Below are 18,062 nucleotides of genomic sequence, written 5' to 3' on the forward strand. Positions count from 1 at the left end.
TACCTCCCTATGATTAACCGTTAAACACTTTGTCCATACTGATACCACGCTCACCGGCAATCGTATACGCATCGCGCATAGAAGAGAGGGCGGCAATCGTAGCCTTCACGAGGTTGTGGGGGTTGGAAGACCCCTTGGACTTTGCAATCACATCTGTAACGCCTGCGCTCTCAAGAACGGCACGCATAGCACCACCGGCCTTCAGCCCCGTACCGGCAGCGGCCGGCTTGAGGAGAACGTGGGCACCGCTGAAACGCGCCTCCGCCTCATGAGGAACAGTTCCTTTCAGTACAGGAACCTTCACGAGATTCTTCTTTGCAGAGTCAGTACCTTTCTGGATGGCGGCGGTAACCTCGCCAGCCTTACCAAGACCCCAGCCGATAACGCCTTTACCGTCACCTACAACGACGATAGCTGCGAATGTGAAAGTACGACCACCCTTGGTAACCTTCGTTACACGGTTGATAGCAACCAGACGGTCTTTCAGTTCAACGTCACTATTTACTTTTGCTCTATTCATTGCCATAATCGTTTAGAAATTAAGCCCTCCCTCACGTGCAGCGTCAGCCAAAGCCTGTACGCGGCCATGATAGAGATAACCGTTACGGTCGAAAACAACCTTCTCAACACCGGCAGCCTTGGCATGCTCAGCTACAAGCGCACCGACCTTCTTAGCCTGTTCAATCTTGGCCATCTTCTCGAGACCGAGTGAAGAAGCAGAAGCAAGGGTCGTACCCGTCAGGTCATTGATCACCTGTGCATAAATCTGCTTGTTACTGCGGAAGACGCTCAGACGCGGACGCTCTGCAGTACCGTTCACACTCTTACGAATGCGGAATTTTATCTTAATTCTTCTTTGTTCTTTCTTTGTTGTCATAATCGTAATGATGTATTAAAGTTACTTAGCTGCAGCTGTCTTACCAGACTTCCTGCGAATAACCTCACCCTGGAACAGGATACCCTTACCCTTATAAGGCTCAGGCTTACGGAAAGAACGAATCTTTGCACAGATAAGACCAAGCAGCTGCTTGTCGGCTGACTCAAGCGTGATGAGAGGATTCTGGTTACGCTCACTCTTCGTCTCAACCTTCACCTCTGAAGGAAGCTGGAGGAAGATCGGGTGCGTGTAACCAAGAGAGAACTCTACCAGATTGCCCTGATTCGAGACACGGTAGCCGACACCGACAAGTTCCATTGTTTTCTTGTAGCCCTCGCTGACACCTACAACCATGTTGTTGACAAGTGAGCGGTAGAGACCGTGGAACGCCTGCTTCTGCTTGTAATTTACCGGACTGTTCTCGTCGACCTCGAACGAAACCTGCCCGTCCGCGATGACCGTCTTGATGGAAGGATCAACCTTCTGGGAAAGTTCGCCCTTGGGACCTTTCACGGTAACAACACCCTCCTTGAGAGCTACTGTAACACCTGCTGGGATACTAATTGGTAATTTTCCTATTCTTGACATATTCAATCCTCCAATTAATAAATGTAGCAAAGAACCTCACCGCCGATCTTCTCAGCAGCAGCCTCTTTGTCAGTCATTACACCTTTAGACGTGGAAAGGATAGCGATTCCAAGTCCGTTGATCACTCTCGGCATGTCTTTGTAGCCCGTATACTGGCGAAGACCTGGGGTAGAAACGCGTTTCAGTTTCTTGATTGCACTCTGCTTCGTTACAGGATCGTACTTCAGTGCGACCTTGATGGAACCCTGGGGGCCGTCCTCCACGAACTTGTAGTTCAGGATGTAACCCTTCTCGAAGAGAATCTTGGTGATAGACTTCTTCAAGTTAGACGCAGGAACCTCAACGACACGGTGATGAGCCATGATCGCGTTTCTGAGTCTTGTCAGATAATCTGCTATTGGATCTGTCATAAAATATAAAAGTTTAATTAATCGGGACCACCCCGACAATATTAAAAATCGCTTGAAAGCGGATAATGAACTGCAAAGGTACAAAATATAAATTACAATTCACTATCCGCATCGAAATATTTGATTACCAGCTTGCCTTCTTCACGCCCGGAATCAGTCCCTGTGAAGCCATCTCACGGAACTGGATACGAGAGAGGCCGAACTGACGCATGTATCCTTTCGGACGACCGGTGATCTTGCAACGGTTGTGCAGACGGATCGGGTTTGCGTTCCTCGGAATGGACTGCAGCTTGCGGGCTGCCTCATAAGCCTCTTCAGGATCCTTTGAAGTAGCGATGATCTTCTTCAGAGCTGCGCGTTTCTCGGCATAGCGTGCAACCAGTTTTGCACGCTTTACCTCGCGAGCTTTCATTGATTCTTTTGCCATATCAATTAATCGTTTTTAGCATTCTTGAATGGAAGTCCGAAGCCCTTCAGCAAAGCAAAACCCTCCTCATCGGTCTTAGCCGATGTGACGAAGGTAATGTTCATCCCCTGGATGCGGTCAACCTGATCGATATTAATCTCCGGGAAAATAATCTGCTCGGTGATACCGAGCGTATAGTTTCCACGTCCATCGAACTTGCTCTCGATACCCTTGAAGTCGCGGATACGCGGCAGAGAGACACGGACAAGTTTCTCGAGGAACTCATACATGCGCTCACGGCGCAGGGTCACCATGACACCGATAGGCATCTTCTTGCGCAGCTTGAAGTTCGCAATATCCTTCTTCGAATAGGTTGCGACCGCCTTCTGGCCCGTGATAGAAGAAATCTCGTTGACAGCGACCTCAATGAGCTTCTTGTCCTGCGTTGCATCACCCAGTCCCTGGTTGATGACAATCTTCTTCAGGACAGGAATCTGCATCGCTGAAGAATAGTTGAACTGCTTCTGCAGAGCCGGAGCGATCTGCTCCTTGTACTGCTTCTTTAACTGAGCTGTATTCATTACTTGATTTCCTCCCCTGACTTTTTAGCGATGCGCTTAACAGTCTTGCCTTCACGTTCAATCTTGATACGTGTGGCCTTGCCGCTCTTCGGATCGATGAGACTTAAATTTGAGATATGAATTGCAGCCTCCTGCTTGATGATTCCACCCTGCGGATGAGCAGCAGAAGGTTTCGTGCTCTTCGAGACCATATTCACGCCCTCAACAATAGCACGCTCCTTGTCTGCGATGACCTTGAGCACCTTACCGGTCTTCCCCTTGTCTGCACCGGCAAGGACAATGACCTGGTCGTCTTTCTTTATATGGAATTTTGCCATTTTATTATTCAATTTAATCATTTAAAGAACCTCAGGTGCCAGAGAAACGACCTTCATGTTCACTGCACGCAGCTCACGGGCCACAGGGCCGAAAATACGGCTGCCGCGGATTTCGCCGGCATTGTTCAGCAATACACACGCATTGTCATCAAAACGGATGTATGAGCCATCCGCACGGCGGATCTCCTTCTTTGTGCGTACAATCAAAGCCTTTGATACTGCACCCTTTTTCAATTCACTTGACGGGATGACGTTCTGTACAGCAACTACGATAACGTCACCAACACTTGCATAACGTCGGCCTGTCCCCCCCAGCACACGAATGCACTTGGCTTCACGGGCGCCGCTGTTATCACATACTGTAAGTTTTGATTCTGTCTGTATCATAATTACTTAGCTTTTTCTACGATTTGAACTAATCTCCATCTCTTTGTCTTGGAAAGAGGACGAGTCTCCATGATCAGCACTGTATCCCCTACATTCGCCTCATTCTTCTCGTCATGTGCATGGTACTTCTTTGTCTTCTGGACAAACTTACCATAAATCGGGTGCTTCTCCTTGAACTTAGCCGCAATAACGATGGTTTTATCCATTTTGTTGCTGATAACGACACCCTGTCTTACTTTTCTTAAATTTCTTGTTTCCATCTGGACCATTGTTATTTGTTAAGTTCTCTCTGGGAAAGTTCTGTTTTCATACGTGCAATATCACGACGAGCGGTCTTAATCTGAGATGGATTCCCAAGCGGAGTGATCTGATGGTTCAGCTTCATCTTCGTGAGCGCTGCCTCAGCATTCTCAATCTTCTCTACCAAGTCCTTGGTATCGAGGTCTCTTACTTCTTTAATCTTCATCTTTCTTAAGCGTTTTTATCGAAATCACGTCTAACAATAAACTTAGTCTTCACAGGCAGCTTCTGTGCGGCGAGGCGGAGAGCCTCCTTCGCAATGTCAAAGCTTACGCCCTCTACTTCAAAGAGAACACGTCCCGGCGTAACCGGTGCCACCCATCCTGCGGGATCACCCTTACCTTTACCCATACGGACATCGGCCGGCTTGCGGGTGATAGGCTTGTCAGGGAAGATACGTATCCAGACCTGGCCCTGACGGTTCATGTAGCGGTTCACGGCTACACGGGCGGCCTCGATCTGACGGCTGTCGATCCACTTTGCCTCAAGCGTCTTGATGCCGAATGAGCCGAAAGCCAGCTGTGTACCTCTGTGGGCGTTGCCTTTGTTGCCGCGTCCGTCCTGAGGTCTTCTATATTTTACTCTTTTTGGCTGTAACATGATAGCTTCTTCTTTTAACGGTTATTGTTTCTTCTGCGATTACCTCTTCCAGAACGGCCACCGTTGTTGGAGCGGCCGCTGTTCTTCTCCTGGGCGAAGTTAGGGGTGAGGTCAACCTTGTTGTAGACTTCACCACGGCAGATCCACACCTTGATGCCCAGCAGACCGACCTTAGTAAGGGCTTCTGTCTGACAATAATCGATGTCTGCACGGAATGTATGCAGCGGGGTACGCCCCTCCTTGAACATTTCCTTACGCGCCATTTCGGCGCCGTTCAGACGACCTGTGATTTGAATCTTGACACCTTCAGCACCGGCGCGCATAGTGTTGGCCACTGCCATCTTGATGGCACGGCGGTAAGCGATCTTCCCCTCTACCTGACGGGCGATGTTGTTACCGACGATATTTGCGTCAAGTTCAGGTTTCTTAACCTCGAAGATATTGATCTGAATCTCCTTCTTGAAGAGATTCTTCAGTTCCTCCTTGAGCTTATCAACATCCTGACCACCTTTTCCGATGACGATACCCGGGCGAGCGGTACAAATAGTAATGGTGACGAGCTTCAGCGTACGCTCGATGACAATGCGGGAAACGCTGGCCTTCTCCAGACGCTTGTTCAGGTAAGTACGGATCTTACGGTCCTCTACGAGATTGTCCCCGAAGTTCTTGCCACCGAACCAATTTGACTCCCAACCGCGGATGATGCCAAGACGGTTGCTGATTGGATTAACTTTCTGTCCCATTCTACTGTTTATTTATCATCATTATTAGCGTCAGCCTTCGAGTCAACGAAGAGTGTGACGTGGTTAGAACGCTTGCGGATTCTGTAGCCACGGCCCTGCGGTGCAGGACGCATGCGCTTCATCGTAACGCCTTCATCAACGAAGACCTTAGAGATATAGAGTTCACCGTCTTCAGCCTTGCGGTCATTCTTTGTCTCCCAGTTGTTGATAGCTGAACGCAGAAGTTTCTCAACGTTCTGGGCAGCTGCCTTCTTGGAGAATCTCAGCACGCCAAGGGCACGATTTACTTCCATCCCGCGAACCATGTCAACGACATAACGCATCTTGCGCGGAGAAGAAGGACAGTCCTTGAGCTTTGCAAAATACTGGCTTTTCAAAGCTTCCTTACGAGCTTCAGCCTTTATATGTTTTCTTGCTCCCATTATATTTTTCTATTTACAAAATGGATGATGACCTGCTTACTTCTTGTTATTACCGGAGTGGCCACCGAAACGGCGTGTAGGGCTGAACTCTCCGAGCTTGTGACCTACCATGTTCTCAGTAATGTAAACAGGGATAAATTTGTTTCCGTTATGAACTGCAACAGTGTGACCCACGAAATCAGGGGAAATCATTGATGCTCTGGCCCATGTCTTGACGACATTCTGCTTACCACTCTCCTTCATGGCGAGAATCTTCTTCTCGAGTGATACGTTGATGTATGGACCTTTTTTTAATGAACGACTCATAATTTACTCTTAATTACTTTGATTACTTCTTGTTAGCTCTCTCAATGATGTACTTGTTTGAAAGCTTCTTAGGTGCACGAGTCTTGAGACCCTTTGCGTACAAGCCCTTGCGTGAGCGCGGGTGGCCACCGGACTGACGGCCTTCACCACCACCCATCGGGTGATCAACAGGGTTCATGACTACACCACGGTTGTGAGGACGGCGACCCAGCCAGCGGGAGCGACCAGCCTTACCAGACTGCTCAAGCGCATGGTCAGAGTTGCCTACACTACCGACAGTTGCCTTGCAAGCCGACAGGATCTGGCGGGTTTCGCCAGAAGGGAGCTTGATGACACAATAACTGCCTTCACGAGAAGTAAGCTGAGCAAAGTTACCAGCCGAACGAACAAGCAATGCACCCTGACCCGGACGTAACTCGATGTTGTGAATTACAGTACCGACAGGAATGTTGGCCAGCGGAAGGGCGTTGCCGACCTCAGGTGCTGCCTCAGCACCTGACATCAGTGTCGCACCCACCTGCAGTCCGTTAGGAGCAATAATGTAACGTTTTTCACCATCAGCATAGTATAACAGCGCAATGCGGGCCGACCTGTTAGGATCGTACTCGATTGTCTTCACTACAGCTGGAACACCATCTTTCTCTCGCTTGAAGTCGATAAGACGATACTTCCTCTTGTGGCCGCCGCCCATATAGCGGACAGTCATCTTACCGGTGTTGTTTCGACCGCCGGTAGAGCGTTTACCGTAAACGAGAGACTTCTCTGGCACGGATGCAGTAATCTCCTCGAACGTGCCAATAACCTTGTGTCTTTGTCCCGGTGTAACCGGGTTTAACTTACGTACTGCCATTTTTTATTTAAATATTGCTGTAAAAATCGATTGAATCGCCATTCTTCAAAGTGACGATAGCCTTCTTGAAGGCGTTCTTCTGTCCCTTCACGAGACCCGCCTTCGTATAGCGCGCCTGACGCTTGCCGGCATAACGGGCGGTATTCACACTTACTACTGTAACGTTGTACAGAGCCTCAACTTCTTTCTTAATCTCAAGCTTGTTGGCCTCAGGCTTTACGATGAAACCATACTTAGGCTGAGCCGGAATGGTTCTCTTTTCGCCCTTGTGCTTTACGACCTTATCCTCAGAAGACTTGTCTGTCAACTTGGTCATCTTCTCGGTGACCATCGGTTTAATGATAAATCCCATAATTCTTCTTGTCTCCTAATTATTACTTGGTTAAGATTCCGTCGATGACCTTCAGAGAGTTCTCGGTAACAACGAGCACGTCAGCATTCAGAATCTTGTATGAATTGACCTGCGCCGCCGTCATCACCTCTGTCTTCTGCAGATTACGAGCCGACAAATATACGTTTTTCTCTACTCCTGGCAAAAGAAGAAGTATCTTCTTGCCGTCGACTTTCAGATTTTTTGCAATATTTACGAAATCTTTCGTCTTCGGAGCGTCGAAATCGAAATCTTCAACGACAACGATGGCATTCTCCTGTGCCTTGTAAGCCAATGCAGACTTACGTGCAAGTACCTTTACCTTCTTGTTGAGCTTGAAGCTGTAGTCGCGCGGCTTAGGGCCGAATACACGTCCACCGCCGACGAGCACCGGTGAATTGATGTCACCGCGGCGCGCACCGCCGCCGCCCTTCTGGCGACCCAGCTTACGGGTAGAACCGGCGTGTTCGCTTCTTTCCTTTGACTTGGCAGTACCCTGACGCTGGTCAGCGAGATACTGCTTGACAGCAAGATAGAGGACGTGATCGTTAGGCTCAATTCCGAAGACATTCTCGTTAAGAGTTACCTTGCGGCCGGTCTCCTGACCTTTGATATCTAATACGTTAATATCCATTACTTCTTAATTATTACGGTTGAACCATTACATCCAGCTACACTGCCCTTCACAAGCAGAAGGTTGTGCTCTGGAATAACCTTTAACACCTGAAGGTTCTGAGTTGTCACTCTGTCGCCTCCCATCTGGCCGGCCATGCGCATGCCCTTGAAGACCTTTGCCGGATAAGAACAGGCACCGATAGATCCCGGCTTGCGGGCGCGGTCGTCCTGACCGTGTGTAGACTGGCCTACACCGCCGAATCCGTGACGCTTCACGACGCCCTGGAAACCTTTACCCTTAGACGTACCTACGATGTCAACGAACTTCGCGTCATTGAACAGCTCAACGGTAATCGTGTCACCGAGGTTGTACTCCTCATCAAACTTGAACTCGGCCAAGTGCTTCTTCGGCGTTGTGCCGGCTTTCTTGAAGTGTCCCTGCTGCGGCTTGGAGGTTCTCTTCTCCTTGGCCTCGCCGAAACCTAACTGAACAGCCTTGTAACCATCTTTCTCAACGGTCTTGATCTGGGTTACAACACAAGGACCAGCTTCGATAACAGTGCACGGTACGTTCTTACCGTCGGCACTGAAAACGGATGTCATTCCGATTTTCTTTCCTAATAATCCTGGCATTTCAATTAATTATTTTAAAATGAATGTAAATGCTTTGTTTGTATTAATTTGCTTCTGATCTGTCAACAGGCGGTATTACACCTTGATTTCCACCTCTACGCCTGAGGGAAGCTCAAGCTTCATCAAAGCGTCGACCGTCTTTGCCGTAGAGCTGTAGATGTCGATGAGCCGCTTGAAATCAGAGAGCTGGAACTGCTCGCGTGACTTCTTGTTGACGAATGTGGAACGGTTTACAGTGTAAATACGCTTGTGTGTCGGCAACGGAATAGGACCGCTCACGATAGCGCCTGTCGCCTTTACTGCCTTCACGATCTTCTCTGCTGACTTGTCAACCAACTGGTGGTCGTAAGACTTCAGCTTAATACGAATCTTCTGACTCATGTCTGGATTTTTATTGATGATTGAATTTTATCTAAAGGCGGCCCTCCCATAAGAGTCATTCGCTATGGGAGAGCAGCGCCTTCCTTTTCTTTACTTAACGAGTTCCGAATTGCCTTTCAGCTCATCAAGGATTTCTCTGGCGAGGCCGCTCGAAACAGGTGAGTGGTGGTCATACTCCATGGAAGAGGTAGCGCGACCCGACGTGATCGTACGGAGAGCGGTCACATAACCGAACATCTCGGACAGCGGAACCATCGCCTTCACGATGCGGGCGCCGCTGCGCGCCTCATCCATACCCTGTACAAGACCGCGGCGTTTGTTCAAGTCGCCGATGACGTCACCCATGTTCTCTTCAGGAGTAACGACCTCCACCTTCATGATCGGTTCCATGAGGACAGGGCCTGCCTTAGGACAGAGCACCTTGAAGGCCTGATGGGCTACAAGCTCGAAGGACAGCTGGTCGGAGTCAACCGGGTGGAAAGAACCATCCGTCAGCGTCACCTTCATGCCGGTCAACGGGAAACCGCCGAGGACACCGTTGCTCAGGCAGTCCTTGAACCCCTTCTCTACGGAAGGAATGAACTCCTTAGGCACGTTACCGCCCTTGACGACATTGATGAACTGCAGATCGCCCTCTGTGTAATCCTCGTCCTTAGGACCGATTGTCACGTCGATGCAAGCGAACTTACCACGGCCACCGGACTGCTTCTTGTAAGTCTCGCGGCTCTGTGCGGTCTTTGTGATCGCCTCCTTGTAGTTCACCTGCGGCTTGCCCTGGTTACACTCTACCTTGAACTCACGCTTCAGACGATCGATGATAATGTCAAGGTGCAGCTCGCCCATACCGGAGATGATGGTCTGGCCGCTCTGCTCGTCAGTACGTACCGTAAACGTAGGATCCTCCTCTGCGAGCTTGGCAAGACCATTGTCCAGCTTTGCCACGTCAGCCTGGCTCTTCGGCTCGACAGCAATGGAAATCACCGTGTCAGGGAAGGTCATGGACTCCAGTACGATCGGCGCACTCTCGTCGCAGAGCGTGTCACCGGTGCGGATGTCCTTGAAGCCGACACCGGCGCCGATGTCGCCGGCGTCAATCGATTCCATCGGAATCTCCTTGTTGGAGTTCATCTGGAACAGACGGCTGATGCGCTCCTTCTTGCCAGAACGCGGGTTGTAGACATAAGAGCCTGCAACGACCTTTCCGGAATAGACACGGAAGAACACCAGACGACCCATGAACGGATCGGTAGCGATCTTGAATGCCAGCGCAGCCGTAGGATCATTCTCGCTCGGTTTACGGTCTTCTTCCTCTTCCGTATTCGGGTTCGTGCCGACGATCGCCGGAGTATCCAGCGGAGAAGGCAGGAAAGCACAGACATAGTCGAGCAGCGGCTGTACGCCCTTGTTCTTGTAGGAAGAGCCGAGCAGCATCGGACAGCACTCCATGGCGATACAGCCCTTGCGAATCGCTGCGATGATCTTCTCCTCGGGGACATCCTTCCCCTCGAGGTACAGTTCCATCACTTCGTCATCGAAGTTGGCAGCCCCCTCGAGCAGCTTGTCGCGCCATTCAGCGGCCTCGTCAGCGAGGTCGGCCGGGATCTCCTCGACATCATATTCCGCACCCATCGTCTCATCGTGCCACAGGATAGCCTTCATCTTGACCAGGTCTACAACACCCTTGAAGTTCTCCTCAGCGCCGATAGGAATCTGGATGGCGATCGGGTTGGCGCCCAGGATGTCCTTCATCTGCTGTACCGTCTCGAAGAAGTCGGCGCCGGAACGATCCATCTTGTTCACGTAACCGATACGCGGAACGTTGTATTTGTCGGCCTGACGCCATACCGTCTCCGACTGCGGCTGAACGCCGTCGGCAGCAGAGTAAGTGGCGACAGCACCGTCGAGGACACGGAGCGAACGTTCCACCTCAGCGGTGAAGTCGACGTGTCCCGGAGTATCAATCAAGTTAATCTTGTAAGACTTGCCGAGGTAGTTCCAGTTACAGGTGGTCGCAGCCGATGTAATGGTGATACCGCGCTCCTGCTCCTGTGCCATCCAGTCCATCGTGGCAGCACCATCATGAACTTCACCGATCTTATGCGTCTTACCTGTGTAGAAAAGAATACGCTCAGACGTGGTCGTCTTACCGGCGTCGATGTGCGCCATGATACCGATATTACGAGTCAAATGTAAATCGTGATTTGCCATTTTCTTTTTACCTTATTATAATAACTTGATTAGAATCTGAAGTGAGCAAATGCACGGTTAGCCTCTGCCATGCGGTGCATGTCTTCCTTGCGCTTGTAAGCACCGCCCTGGTTGTTGAAGGCATCCATAATCTCCGATGCGAGCTTGTCGGCCATACTCTTGCCGCCGCGCTTGCGGGCAAAGGCAATCATATTCTTCATCGAAACGCTCTCCTTGCGGTCCGGACGGATTTCCGTCGGCACCTGGAAAGTGGCACCGCCGATACGGCGGCTCTTCACCTCCACCTGCGGGGTGATGTTGTCGAGTGCCTGCTTCCACACCTCGAGCGGAGACTTCTCCTCGTTCTTCATCTTGCCGCCTACGATGTCGAGGGCTGCATAGAAGATTTCGTATGAGGTATTCTTCTTACCGTCATACATCAAGTGATTTACGAACTTTGACACCTTCTGGTCGTTGAACTTCGGATCCGGAAGGACTACACGCTTCTTTGGTTTTGCTTTTCTCATTTTAATTTTAAACTTTAATTCTGCGGAGGCTGTCGTCTTTTTCGTTCTTCAACACCCTCACCTGGGCGTTTACTCAACCTTTGTGATTACAAATCTCCAGCAAAACTGTTTGTTTTTAGTTGCTTCTTTTGAAGAGCCTCGGTGCATCGGCCATCACCGGCCGTTGCACCCCGGCTTTATGGATTGAAGTCTTCTGTTACTTCTTGCCAGCTTTAGGACGCTTTGCACCGTACTTGGAGCGGCGCTGCGTACGGTTGGCGACACCTGCGGTATCGAGCGTACCGCGAACGATGTGATAACGTACACCAGGAAGGTCCTTCACGCGGCCGCCACGGACGAGTACGATACTGTGCTCCTGCAGGTTGTGACCCTCTCCCGGGATGTAGGAGTTCACCTCCTTCTGGTTGGTCAGACGGACACGGGCAACCTTGCGCATTGCTGAATTAGGCTTCTTAGGAGTCGTAGTGTAAACACGAACACACACGCCACGACGCTGCGGACAGTTGTCCAAAGCCGGAGACTTGCTCTTGTCTACGATGTCCTTTCTGCCTTTTCTTACTAATTGTGAAATAGTAGGCATGATTTTTACTTTTTATTGTTATGTATTTATTTTGTTTATTTTCAATCCATTACGAACGCAAGCTGAACGCTTAAAAAGCCTTATAATCTGCTCTGTCGTTTCGGGTTGCAAAGGTACAAAGATTCCCTTAAATGACCTAATAATAAGAAAAAGAATAATTCCCCGCGCCTCTCATGTTAACAATAAATAACTTTTTATTCATTATTTAACGTACCTGCTGGAGTATTCTTTGTATCGACTTCTTGGACAAAGCAGTTCCTGCCCAAATCTATCGTGTAAATTTTTGCAGCGTCTGCATCTGCACTTTCCTCATCATAAGTCAGCATAACAGTCCATATCCTGCGCTGAACGGTATCAATATAATATATCTGCTCATAAGCCGACAGGGTCTCGGCATTGTTATAATATTCATAACAGAGAACAGAGTCGGTAACCTTATCATTTACAGACAACAAGGCATAGACTTTTATGTATTCTTCCGATTTACTTTTCTCTTTACGCTTCTTGAACAACAATTTATGTGCTGCATCCAACTGCACCACCGGCATAAGGGAACTGGAGGACAAAAGGTAATAATCCACTCTCAGACAATCAAGTACACAATCCTCCCTGCCTGCAGCACAAGAGCCATTAACCCGATCAGAGAAGTCCGGCAAAGACACCAGACTGTCTCCCAGCACTTCAAGAAACTTTTTATTGTTTCTGCCTGATATATTCATAAGATACTCACCTGTATCCTTCGGAGCATCCTGCACCTTAAAACTGTCGGTTTGTATCCATTTCCCGTTTGTCAGCAGATATGTCTTATAAACAGCATTACTGTCTGGCTGGAATTCATCCCCTTTTATGTCCTTGACCATTTCCTTGTTCAAGGCAATGGCAAAAACGTCATATCGCGTTATTCTCGCATTGATATAGCGTTCCATGTCTTTTTCGTATCTGTACACCTGTTCGGCGTCTTTGCCCTTCCAATAGCCATTCTTATTATATACATCCCAGAAACTTCGTTCTTTCTCCGTGCGACCAAGAAAATAAACCACATATAACTCAGTGTTGTTTTCGCCGGAAAAACAAGGCAACATAATCTGTTCGCCATCCGCAAACCTCAATGCCGAAGTCCTGTCATTGATGTTCAGGAAGTTCTTGACATCATCTTCTGCGTTCCCTCTCAGAATATGCCCTGCCGAAGCCACGCTGCTGGCATACCCCCAAAAAGGTAAAATCATCAACAAAAACAATAAGACTTTCATACTCGTTTTTCTTTTCGTTTACCTTACAGTGGCTTCTCCACAACTACTATATGCCTGCGCTCCTGTTGCTTCCAATATTGTATTGCAACCGTCCTATACTTTATTTGAGGATAGGCATGTAGCTGCCTGAAAGATGCAAAATCTTTATCTTTCATGGCAAGAACGTCCTTTGCCTGCTCAATATACTCCGGACAACATTCCTTATACTCGGTCTGTCTTTCCAGAATATTGTTATAGTACATCTTTTGAAACTGCAAAGACAACCCTTTAACAGCCCCCCAGTGATGCCTGTATAAATATTCCTCCTGTTCTTGAGAAGTCCAGAGGAAATACTTTTGTTTCATACGCTTCTCCAATCTGCTTCTTTCAGAAGAAAATTCCAACCATACAGCAGGTGTGTCGTCTGTCGTTTCCTGCTTGACACCGATAACAATCGTTTCCTGCAGATTTACAACATGGATGTCCTCCGGGAAGAAAAGACCTGCTCCATCAAGCGTGAAGTATGTCTGTGGCATGATATATAAAGTATCATTTCGTTCTTCAAACATGAAATCTTCTTTGTCAGCATCAAGTAAATACAATACAATGCCATCAAAGACATACAAATCGCCTTTCCATACGCAACCTGCCGTACTTTTCTGTATCAAACTGCTCAACAGAATGAACAAGACCAACACTTTCCTCATCCTATTCATCATACACTTAGCTTTTAGTTGATGATACTACCCTACGGCACGCTTTAAGCCTACAAGTCTCTTGCCACAGACCTCATACTCTACGGATCACAAGTACCTCATAATCAGAGCTATCACCCATTTGCTCAACATGCAGGACTCTCCTACCTTGACTTTCCCTTCCATCAGCACGGCAAAAGAGAACCTCCACCAGTACAGAAAGTTTCATCATGATGGTTTTATGCCTGCACAAAAATAGACTTTAATTTCTGAAAAACAAAGAAACAGAAAGAAAAAATGTCTTATACTTTGTAAGGGAGGAAGTAAACATCTTAGCCACAACACTTTACTTTAGTGGATAAAAGATAAATAGTGCTGCCCAATAAACATTTCCCATATAAAGCTATTAGTGTCTTACTATATACATCATAATGGCCATAATGAACCACTCCTCCCACCTTCAGCCGATGTGGTGTTGCCAATCTCATGTGGTGTCATTGGTAAACACCAATGGTGTTGAGTGCTAAACACCAATGGTAATGGGTGCTAAACACCATACAACACGTTGCCGATGTAGAATCAACTTGCAGTTTCCCCCTGAGAGAACGGCATCCGATAGGTTCTCCGCTTTGCTCTGGAAAAAACAAAGAAATTTTCTGTTCCGTCCGCTGCGTTATCCACGGATTTTATGTAATTTTGCAGAAAACAAATGACGATGAACAAGAACAAACTGATCTACAGAAACCCTGTATTCCTCATCGAGACCCGCTTTCTGAAACTGTATATGCTCGCAGGATTTCTCCTGCGGATCATCCTGATGTACACTGCACCCGGTGATGCCTCTTTCACCATCGGAGAGACGGTCAGGCTGCTGGGCATCGGCCTGCTTGCCGACTTCGGCATGGCCGTCCTGCTCGCCTTGCCGCTGCAGATCCTCTACCTCGGACTGAACGAGGGGAAATACCACCGCATCGTGGGATGGGTGATAGAAGTGCTGCTGGCCGCGGCCTTCGTCTACGTGCTGTGCTTCCATACCATCTTCCACGAGTATGGCGGCGGTGCGCCCAAGATAGCCCGCATCTTCCTGGGCTGGAAGCTGTTCAGCTTCTCCATCCGCTTTTTCGTCCCGAAGACAAGGGAGACCTGGCGGCGGATTTCCCTCTACTTCGCCTGGGCGGTGTACGTCTTCCTGCTTCTGTGCGTCACCGCAGGGGAATACATCTTCTGGGGAGAGTTCGGGGTGCGGTACAACTTCATCGCCGTAGACTATCTGGTCTACACGCACGAGGTGATCGGGAACATCATGGAGTCGTATGCCATCATCCCCATGATCGGCGTCACGCTGCTTCTCACGGCAGGCATCATCTTCCTCCAGTCGCGCCATTACAGGCCGAAGATTACCCGGCTTTACAATGCAAAGATGCTCACCGTGCATCTGGCCCTGTATGCGGTCTTTGCAGCGACCGCCTACCTCATGCTATGGGGCACGCACAGTCTGCAGAGCGACAACCAGTATGTCACCCAACTGGAACAGAACGGGGCGTGCGACTTCGTCATCGCCTTCCAGAGCAACAAGCTGGACTACGACAAATTCTACGCCATGCTGCACCGGCAGGAGTGTGTGAGACTGTACCGGCAGCTGAGCGGACTGGACGAGAACGGCAGGAAGACCGTCGGCGACAGTCTCAGGGCACAGCGTCCAAACATCGTCCTGATCACCGTGGAAAGCCTCAGCGCCGACTTCCTCACACGATACGGGAACCGGCAGAACCTCACGCCGCAGCTGGACAGGCTCATGCAGGGAAGCCTTGTCTTCGACAGCCTCTATGCCGCCGGCAACAGGACGGTGAGGGGACTGGAAGCCCTGTCGCTCTGTCTGCCGCCGAGTGCAGGGGAGAGCATCATCAAGCGGAAAGCCAACCGGATGGGAAACCTGTCCGTAGGCAGCGTGCTGTCGCGCATAGGCTACAAGTCGCAGTTCATCTACGGCGGCGACAGCTACTTTGACAATATGGGCGACTTCTTCAGCCATAACGGCTATGAGGTCATCGACAGGAAAGACATCCCGGACAGCCAGGTGACCTTCGCCAACATCTGGGGTGTCTGCGACGAGGATATCTTCAGGAAAAGCCTGCAGGTATTTGATGCCGACTGCCGTTCGGGGCATCCCTTCTTTGCACAGATCATGACCACCAGCAACCACCGCCCCTACACCTACCCTGCCGGACGGATAAAGGTGGACGGCGACCCCAACACCCGGGAGGCTGCCGTAAAATACACCGACTATGCCATCGGCAGGTTCATCGCCGAGGCGAAGAGGAAAGCCTGGTTCAGGAACACGGTGTTCATCGTCATCGCCGACCACTGCGCCTCCAGCGCGGGAAAGACATCGCTGCCCATCGACCGTTACCACATTCCGTGCCTGGTCTATGCCCCGGGCATAGTACGGCCGGGGAAAGTCGGGAAACTCTGCTCGCAGATTGACCTCATGCCGACCGTCCTCTCCCTACTCCATCTGCAGAGCCGTGTGAGTTTCGCCGGGCAGGACGTATTCTCCCCGAGCTACCATCCCCGGGCGTTCATGGCGACTTATCAGGATCTGGGCTATCTGGAGGGCAGCCGCCTGACCGTACTCTCTCCGGTCCGCAACATACGGCAATACGCCGTGCGCCCGCTGCCGGACGGCACCTGCGACGAGCAGCCTGTCAGACGGACAGACCGAAACCTCGTCCGCAAGGCGCAGGCCTACTACCAGTATACGAACCTGTATGTGAAAGCGAAGTAGCCTGACGGACGTCCGTCAGAAAAGGGCCTGTGGCTTCCATAAATGCGGAAGTCACAGGAGACATCACAAAAAAGGGGCGGAAACTTCCATGCACAGGACAGTCCCCACCCCATCATAAAATCATAAAGATACTGCCCGCCGCAATCAGCACGGCACCGATGACAACCTTCAACGACGGCTGTTCGTGCAGGAAGAGAAAGGCAAGCAGAATGGTGATCACCACGCTCAGCTTGTCGATCGGCACCACACGGGAAACATCGCCCAGCTGGATCGCCTTGAAATAGAAGAGCCATGACAATCCGGTGGACAGACCCGAAAGGATGAGAAACACCCACGTATTCCGGCTCACGTCCTTCACCTCACTGATATGGCAACCGAAGATGACGACACCCCATGCAAGCAGGAGGGTGATGGTCGTCCGGATTGGCGGTGGCAAGGTCGGAGTTGACATCCCTGACCACCGACCTTGGCAAAGACTCTACCGCCGGACGGACGAGGAGTTCTGCAACACTGCCGTCACGCCCCTGCATATCACGGACCGTATGATGAGCTGACATCTTGAGTTCCTGCAAAAGACATTCGTGGAGCAGGGAGGCATCAAAGAGCAGATGTATGCCGCCCGTACCGGCTACCGCAGGGAACAGGATGCTCTTCTCCAAAGGCTGTGGCAGGAGAACGCTGCCCCAAGGCTGAGAAAAAAGCCGGAAAGGATGGCAGGGAGACAGCGACCCTGACGGCTCCATGAAAATCTAGCAGCCCTAGTTGCTAGGGTCGCTAGTTCAGCTAGAACCGCCAGTTCTGCCAGTCCCGCCTACGCCTCAACCTTCCCTTTTCCGAAAGGCGAGATGGTACGCGGCTCCCGAGCAGGCTCATGCCGGTCGATCTTGCCAAATTCTTTCTCGTAGCGTACGACATTGTCCTGCAAGGCAGCAAGGAGGCGCAATGCGTGTTCAGGCGCGATGATGACACGGCTTGTCACGGTTGCCTTCGGCACACCAGGAAGCAGCGTGGCAAAGTCGAGCACAAACTCTGAGCTTGAATGAGAGATTATCTGGAAGTTGGTATAAACTCCTTTGGCGATTTCCGGTGAAAGGTCAATCTGCAACTGCTGGCCTTCTTGATTCTGATTGTTGTTATTGTCCATTTTCATTCAAAAGATTTAGATGACACTTCTGTTTAACTGTTGCAAAGTTAACACTTTCAAGTCAGTTACCAAAGGCCGTCTCCAAAGTTTTCACCTTTCAGTCTATGAAAAAAGGATTTACATCCTCTA

Annotated in this window: 28 protein-coding genes; 1 reads left to right on the top strand and 27 read right to left on the bottom strand. The window is 50.0% G+C overall.

Translation table 11 applies throughout. The features are described from left to right. Positions 1 to 13: 13 nt before the first annotated feature. From rpsE to J4864_RS03825, 24 genes are all read right to left on the bottom strand, one after another. Entirely contained in the window at positions 14 to 526 is a 513-nt protein-coding gene (gene rpsE / locus J4864_RS03710) for a 30S ribosomal protein S5 (RefSeq protein ID WP_211813666.1), read from the bottom strand. Between the two features lie 6 nt (positions 527 to 532). Next, a complete protein-coding gene (gene rplR, locus J4864_RS03715; protein WP_007368869.1) occupies positions 533 to 877 on the bottom strand; it encodes a 50S ribosomal protein L18 in 345 nt (114 codons plus the stop codon). Between the two features lie 21 nt (positions 878 to 898). Further along, positions 899 to 1,465 (bottom strand): 50S ribosomal protein L6, encoded by a 567-nt coding sequence (gene rplF, locus J4864_RS03720; protein ID WP_007368870.1) that lies wholly within the window; start codon positions 1,463 to 1,465, stop codon positions 899 to 901. Positions 1,466 to 1,479: 14 nt separating this feature from the next. Continuing rightward, complete coding sequence (rpsH, locus tag J4864_RS03725; RefSeq protein ID WP_007368871.1) at positions 1,480 to 1,875, bottom strand: 30S ribosomal protein S8; 396 nt, start codon at positions 1,873 to 1,875, stop codon at positions 1,480 to 1,482. A gap of 124 nt (positions 1,876 to 1,999) precedes the next feature. After that, positions 2,000 to 2,302, bottom strand: a complete 303-nt coding sequence (gene rpsN / locus J4864_RS03730; protein WP_007368872.1) for a 30S ribosomal protein S14 — start codon at positions 2,300 to 2,302, stop codon at positions 2,000 to 2,002. Between the two features lie 5 nt (positions 2,303 to 2,307). Beyond that, positions 2,308 to 2,862: a 50S ribosomal protein L5 gene (rplE, locus tag J4864_RS03735; RefSeq protein ID WP_007368873.1), complete on the bottom strand. Its 555-nt coding sequence runs from the start codon at positions 2,860 to 2,862 to the stop codon at positions 2,308 to 2,310. Then, positions 2,862 to 3,179 (bottom strand): 50S ribosomal protein L24, encoded by a 318-nt coding sequence (gene rplX / locus J4864_RS03740; protein WP_040554868.1) that lies wholly within the window; start codon positions 3,177 to 3,179, stop codon positions 2,862 to 2,864. Before rplX ends, rplE begins: the two co-directional genes overlap by 1 nt. 21 nt (positions 3,180 to 3,200) lie before the next feature. After that, positions 3,201 to 3,566, bottom strand: a complete 366-nt coding sequence (gene rplN / locus J4864_RS03745; RefSeq protein WP_004352833.1) for a 50S ribosomal protein L14 — start codon at positions 3,564 to 3,566, stop codon at positions 3,201 to 3,203. A 2-nt stretch (positions 3,567 to 3,568) separates the two neighbouring features. Beyond that, entirely contained in the window at positions 3,569 to 3,835 is a 267-nt protein-coding gene (rpsQ, locus tag J4864_RS03750) for a 30S ribosomal protein S17 (protein ID WP_004361615.1), read from the bottom strand. Between the two features lie 2 nt (positions 3,836 to 3,837). Beyond that, positions 3,838 to 4,032: a 50S ribosomal protein L29 gene (gene rpmC / locus J4864_RS03755; RefSeq protein WP_007368875.1), complete on the bottom strand. Its 195-nt coding sequence runs from the start codon at positions 4,030 to 4,032 to the stop codon at positions 3,838 to 3,840. Between the two features lie 5 nt (positions 4,033 to 4,037). Then, positions 4,038 to 4,466 carry a 50S ribosomal protein L16 gene (rplP, locus tag J4864_RS03760; RefSeq protein ID WP_004335808.1) on the bottom strand — a complete coding sequence of 143 codons (429 nt, stop codon included), beginning with the start codon at positions 4,464 to 4,466 and terminating at the stop codon, positions 4,038 to 4,040. A 14-nt stretch (positions 4,467 to 4,480) separates the two neighbouring features. Further along, positions 4,481 to 5,209, bottom strand: a complete 729-nt coding sequence (rpsC, locus tag J4864_RS03765) for a 30S ribosomal protein S3 (RefSeq protein ID WP_007368876.1) — start codon at positions 5,207 to 5,209, stop codon at positions 4,481 to 4,483. An 8-nt stretch (positions 5,210 to 5,217) separates the two neighbouring features. After that, on the bottom strand, positions 5,218 to 5,631 hold the full coding sequence (gene rplV, locus J4864_RS03770) for a 50S ribosomal protein L22 (protein WP_004352772.1): 414 nt from the start codon (positions 5,629 to 5,631) through the stop codon (positions 5,218 to 5,220). 36 nt (positions 5,632 to 5,667) lie between these two features. Further along, positions 5,668 to 5,937 carry a 30S ribosomal protein S19 gene (gene rpsS / locus J4864_RS03775; protein WP_007368877.1) on the bottom strand — a complete coding sequence of 90 codons (270 nt, stop codon included), beginning with the start codon at positions 5,935 to 5,937 and terminating at the stop codon, positions 5,668 to 5,670. A 22-nt stretch (positions 5,938 to 5,959) separates the two neighbouring features. After that, the gene (gene rplB / locus J4864_RS03780; RefSeq protein ID WP_007368878.1) at positions 5,960 to 6,787 is read right to left on the bottom strand and encodes a 50S ribosomal protein L2; all 828 of its coding nucleotides are present in this window, start codon (positions 6,785 to 6,787) and stop codon (positions 5,960 to 5,962) included. 7 nt (positions 6,788 to 6,794) lie between these two features. After that, entirely contained in the window at positions 6,795 to 7,139 is a 345-nt protein-coding gene (gene rplW / locus J4864_RS03785) for a 50S ribosomal protein L23 (protein WP_007368879.1), read from the bottom strand. 22 nt (positions 7,140 to 7,161) lie between these two features. After that, complete coding sequence (rplD, locus tag J4864_RS03790; RefSeq protein ID WP_007368880.1) at positions 7,162 to 7,791, bottom strand: 50S ribosomal protein L4; 630 nt, start codon at positions 7,789 to 7,791, stop codon at positions 7,162 to 7,164. Beyond that, positions 7,791 to 8,405, bottom strand: coding sequence for a 50S ribosomal protein L3 (gene rplC, locus J4864_RS03795; RefSeq protein WP_007368881.1), 615 nt, complete (start codon positions 8,403 to 8,405; stop codon positions 7,791 to 7,793). Before rplC ends, rplD begins: the two co-directional genes overlap by 1 nt. A 75-nt stretch (positions 8,406 to 8,480) precedes the next feature. Then, positions 8,481 to 8,786 carry a 30S ribosomal protein S10 gene (gene rpsJ, locus J4864_RS03800; protein ID WP_004352787.1) on the bottom strand — a complete coding sequence of 102 codons (306 nt, stop codon included), beginning with the start codon at positions 8,784 to 8,786 and terminating at the stop codon, positions 8,481 to 8,483. A 90-nt stretch (positions 8,787 to 8,876) separates the two neighbouring features. Continuing rightward, positions 8,877 to 10,994 (bottom strand): elongation factor G, encoded by a 2,118-nt coding sequence (gene fusA / locus J4864_RS03805; protein WP_007368882.1) that lies wholly within the window; start codon positions 10,992 to 10,994, stop codon positions 8,877 to 8,879. 29 nt (positions 10,995 to 11,023) lie between these two features. Next, positions 11,024 to 11,500 (bottom strand): 30S ribosomal protein S7, encoded by a 477-nt coding sequence (gene rpsG, locus J4864_RS03810; protein WP_211813670.1) that lies wholly within the window; start codon positions 11,498 to 11,500, stop codon positions 11,024 to 11,026. A gap of 196 nt (positions 11,501 to 11,696) precedes the next feature. Continuing rightward, positions 11,697 to 12,080, bottom strand: a complete 384-nt coding sequence (gene rpsL / locus J4864_RS03815) for a 30S ribosomal protein S12 (protein WP_004371793.1) — start codon at positions 12,078 to 12,080, stop codon at positions 11,697 to 11,699. Between the two features lie 194 nt (positions 12,081 to 12,274). After that, positions 12,275 to 13,330, bottom strand: a complete 1,056-nt coding sequence (locus J4864_RS03820) for a hypothetical protein (RefSeq protein ID WP_211813671.1) — start codon at positions 13,328 to 13,330, stop codon at positions 12,275 to 12,277. A 23-nt stretch (positions 13,331 to 13,353) separates the two neighbouring features. Next, positions 13,354 to 14,028, bottom strand: coding sequence for a hypothetical protein (locus tag J4864_RS03825; protein WP_007368885.1), 675 nt, complete (start codon positions 14,026 to 14,028; stop codon positions 13,354 to 13,356). Positions 14,029 to 14,713: 685 nt separating this feature from the next. Between J4864_RS03825 and J4864_RS03830 the strand changes: the two genes are divergently transcribed. Then, entirely contained in the window at positions 14,714 to 16,789 is a 2,076-nt protein-coding gene (locus tag J4864_RS03830; RefSeq protein ID WP_211813673.1) for an LTA synthase family protein, read from the top strand. A 112-nt stretch (positions 16,790 to 16,901) separates the two neighbouring features. Here J4864_RS03830 and J4864_RS03835 read toward each other — a convergent pair whose 3' ends face one another. From J4864_RS03835 to J4864_RS03845, 3 genes are all read right to left on the bottom strand, one after another. After that, positions 16,902 to 17,225: an EamA family transporter gene (locus J4864_RS03835; RefSeq protein WP_246479359.1), complete on the bottom strand. Its 324-nt coding sequence runs from the start codon at positions 17,223 to 17,225 to the stop codon at positions 16,902 to 16,904. Next, the gene (locus tag J4864_RS11920; protein WP_211814634.1) at positions 17,149 to 17,448 is read right to left on the bottom strand and encodes a hypothetical protein; all 300 of its coding nucleotides are present in this window, start codon (positions 17,446 to 17,448) and stop codon (positions 17,149 to 17,151) included. Before J4864_RS11920 ends, J4864_RS03835 begins: the two co-directional genes overlap by 77 nt. 152 nt (positions 17,449 to 17,600) lie before the next feature. After that, positions 17,601 to 17,933, bottom strand: coding sequence for a DUF3467 domain-containing protein (locus tag J4864_RS03845; RefSeq protein ID WP_040555087.1), 333 nt, complete (start codon positions 17,931 to 17,933; stop codon positions 17,601 to 17,603). Positions 17,934 to 18,062: the final 129 nt, after the last annotated feature.

Origin of the sequence: Prevotella multiformis (assembly GCF_018127985.1) — a bacterium.
Classification (GTDB): Bacteria; Bacteroidota; Bacteroidia; order Bacteroidales; family Bacteroidaceae; genus Prevotella; species Prevotella multiformis.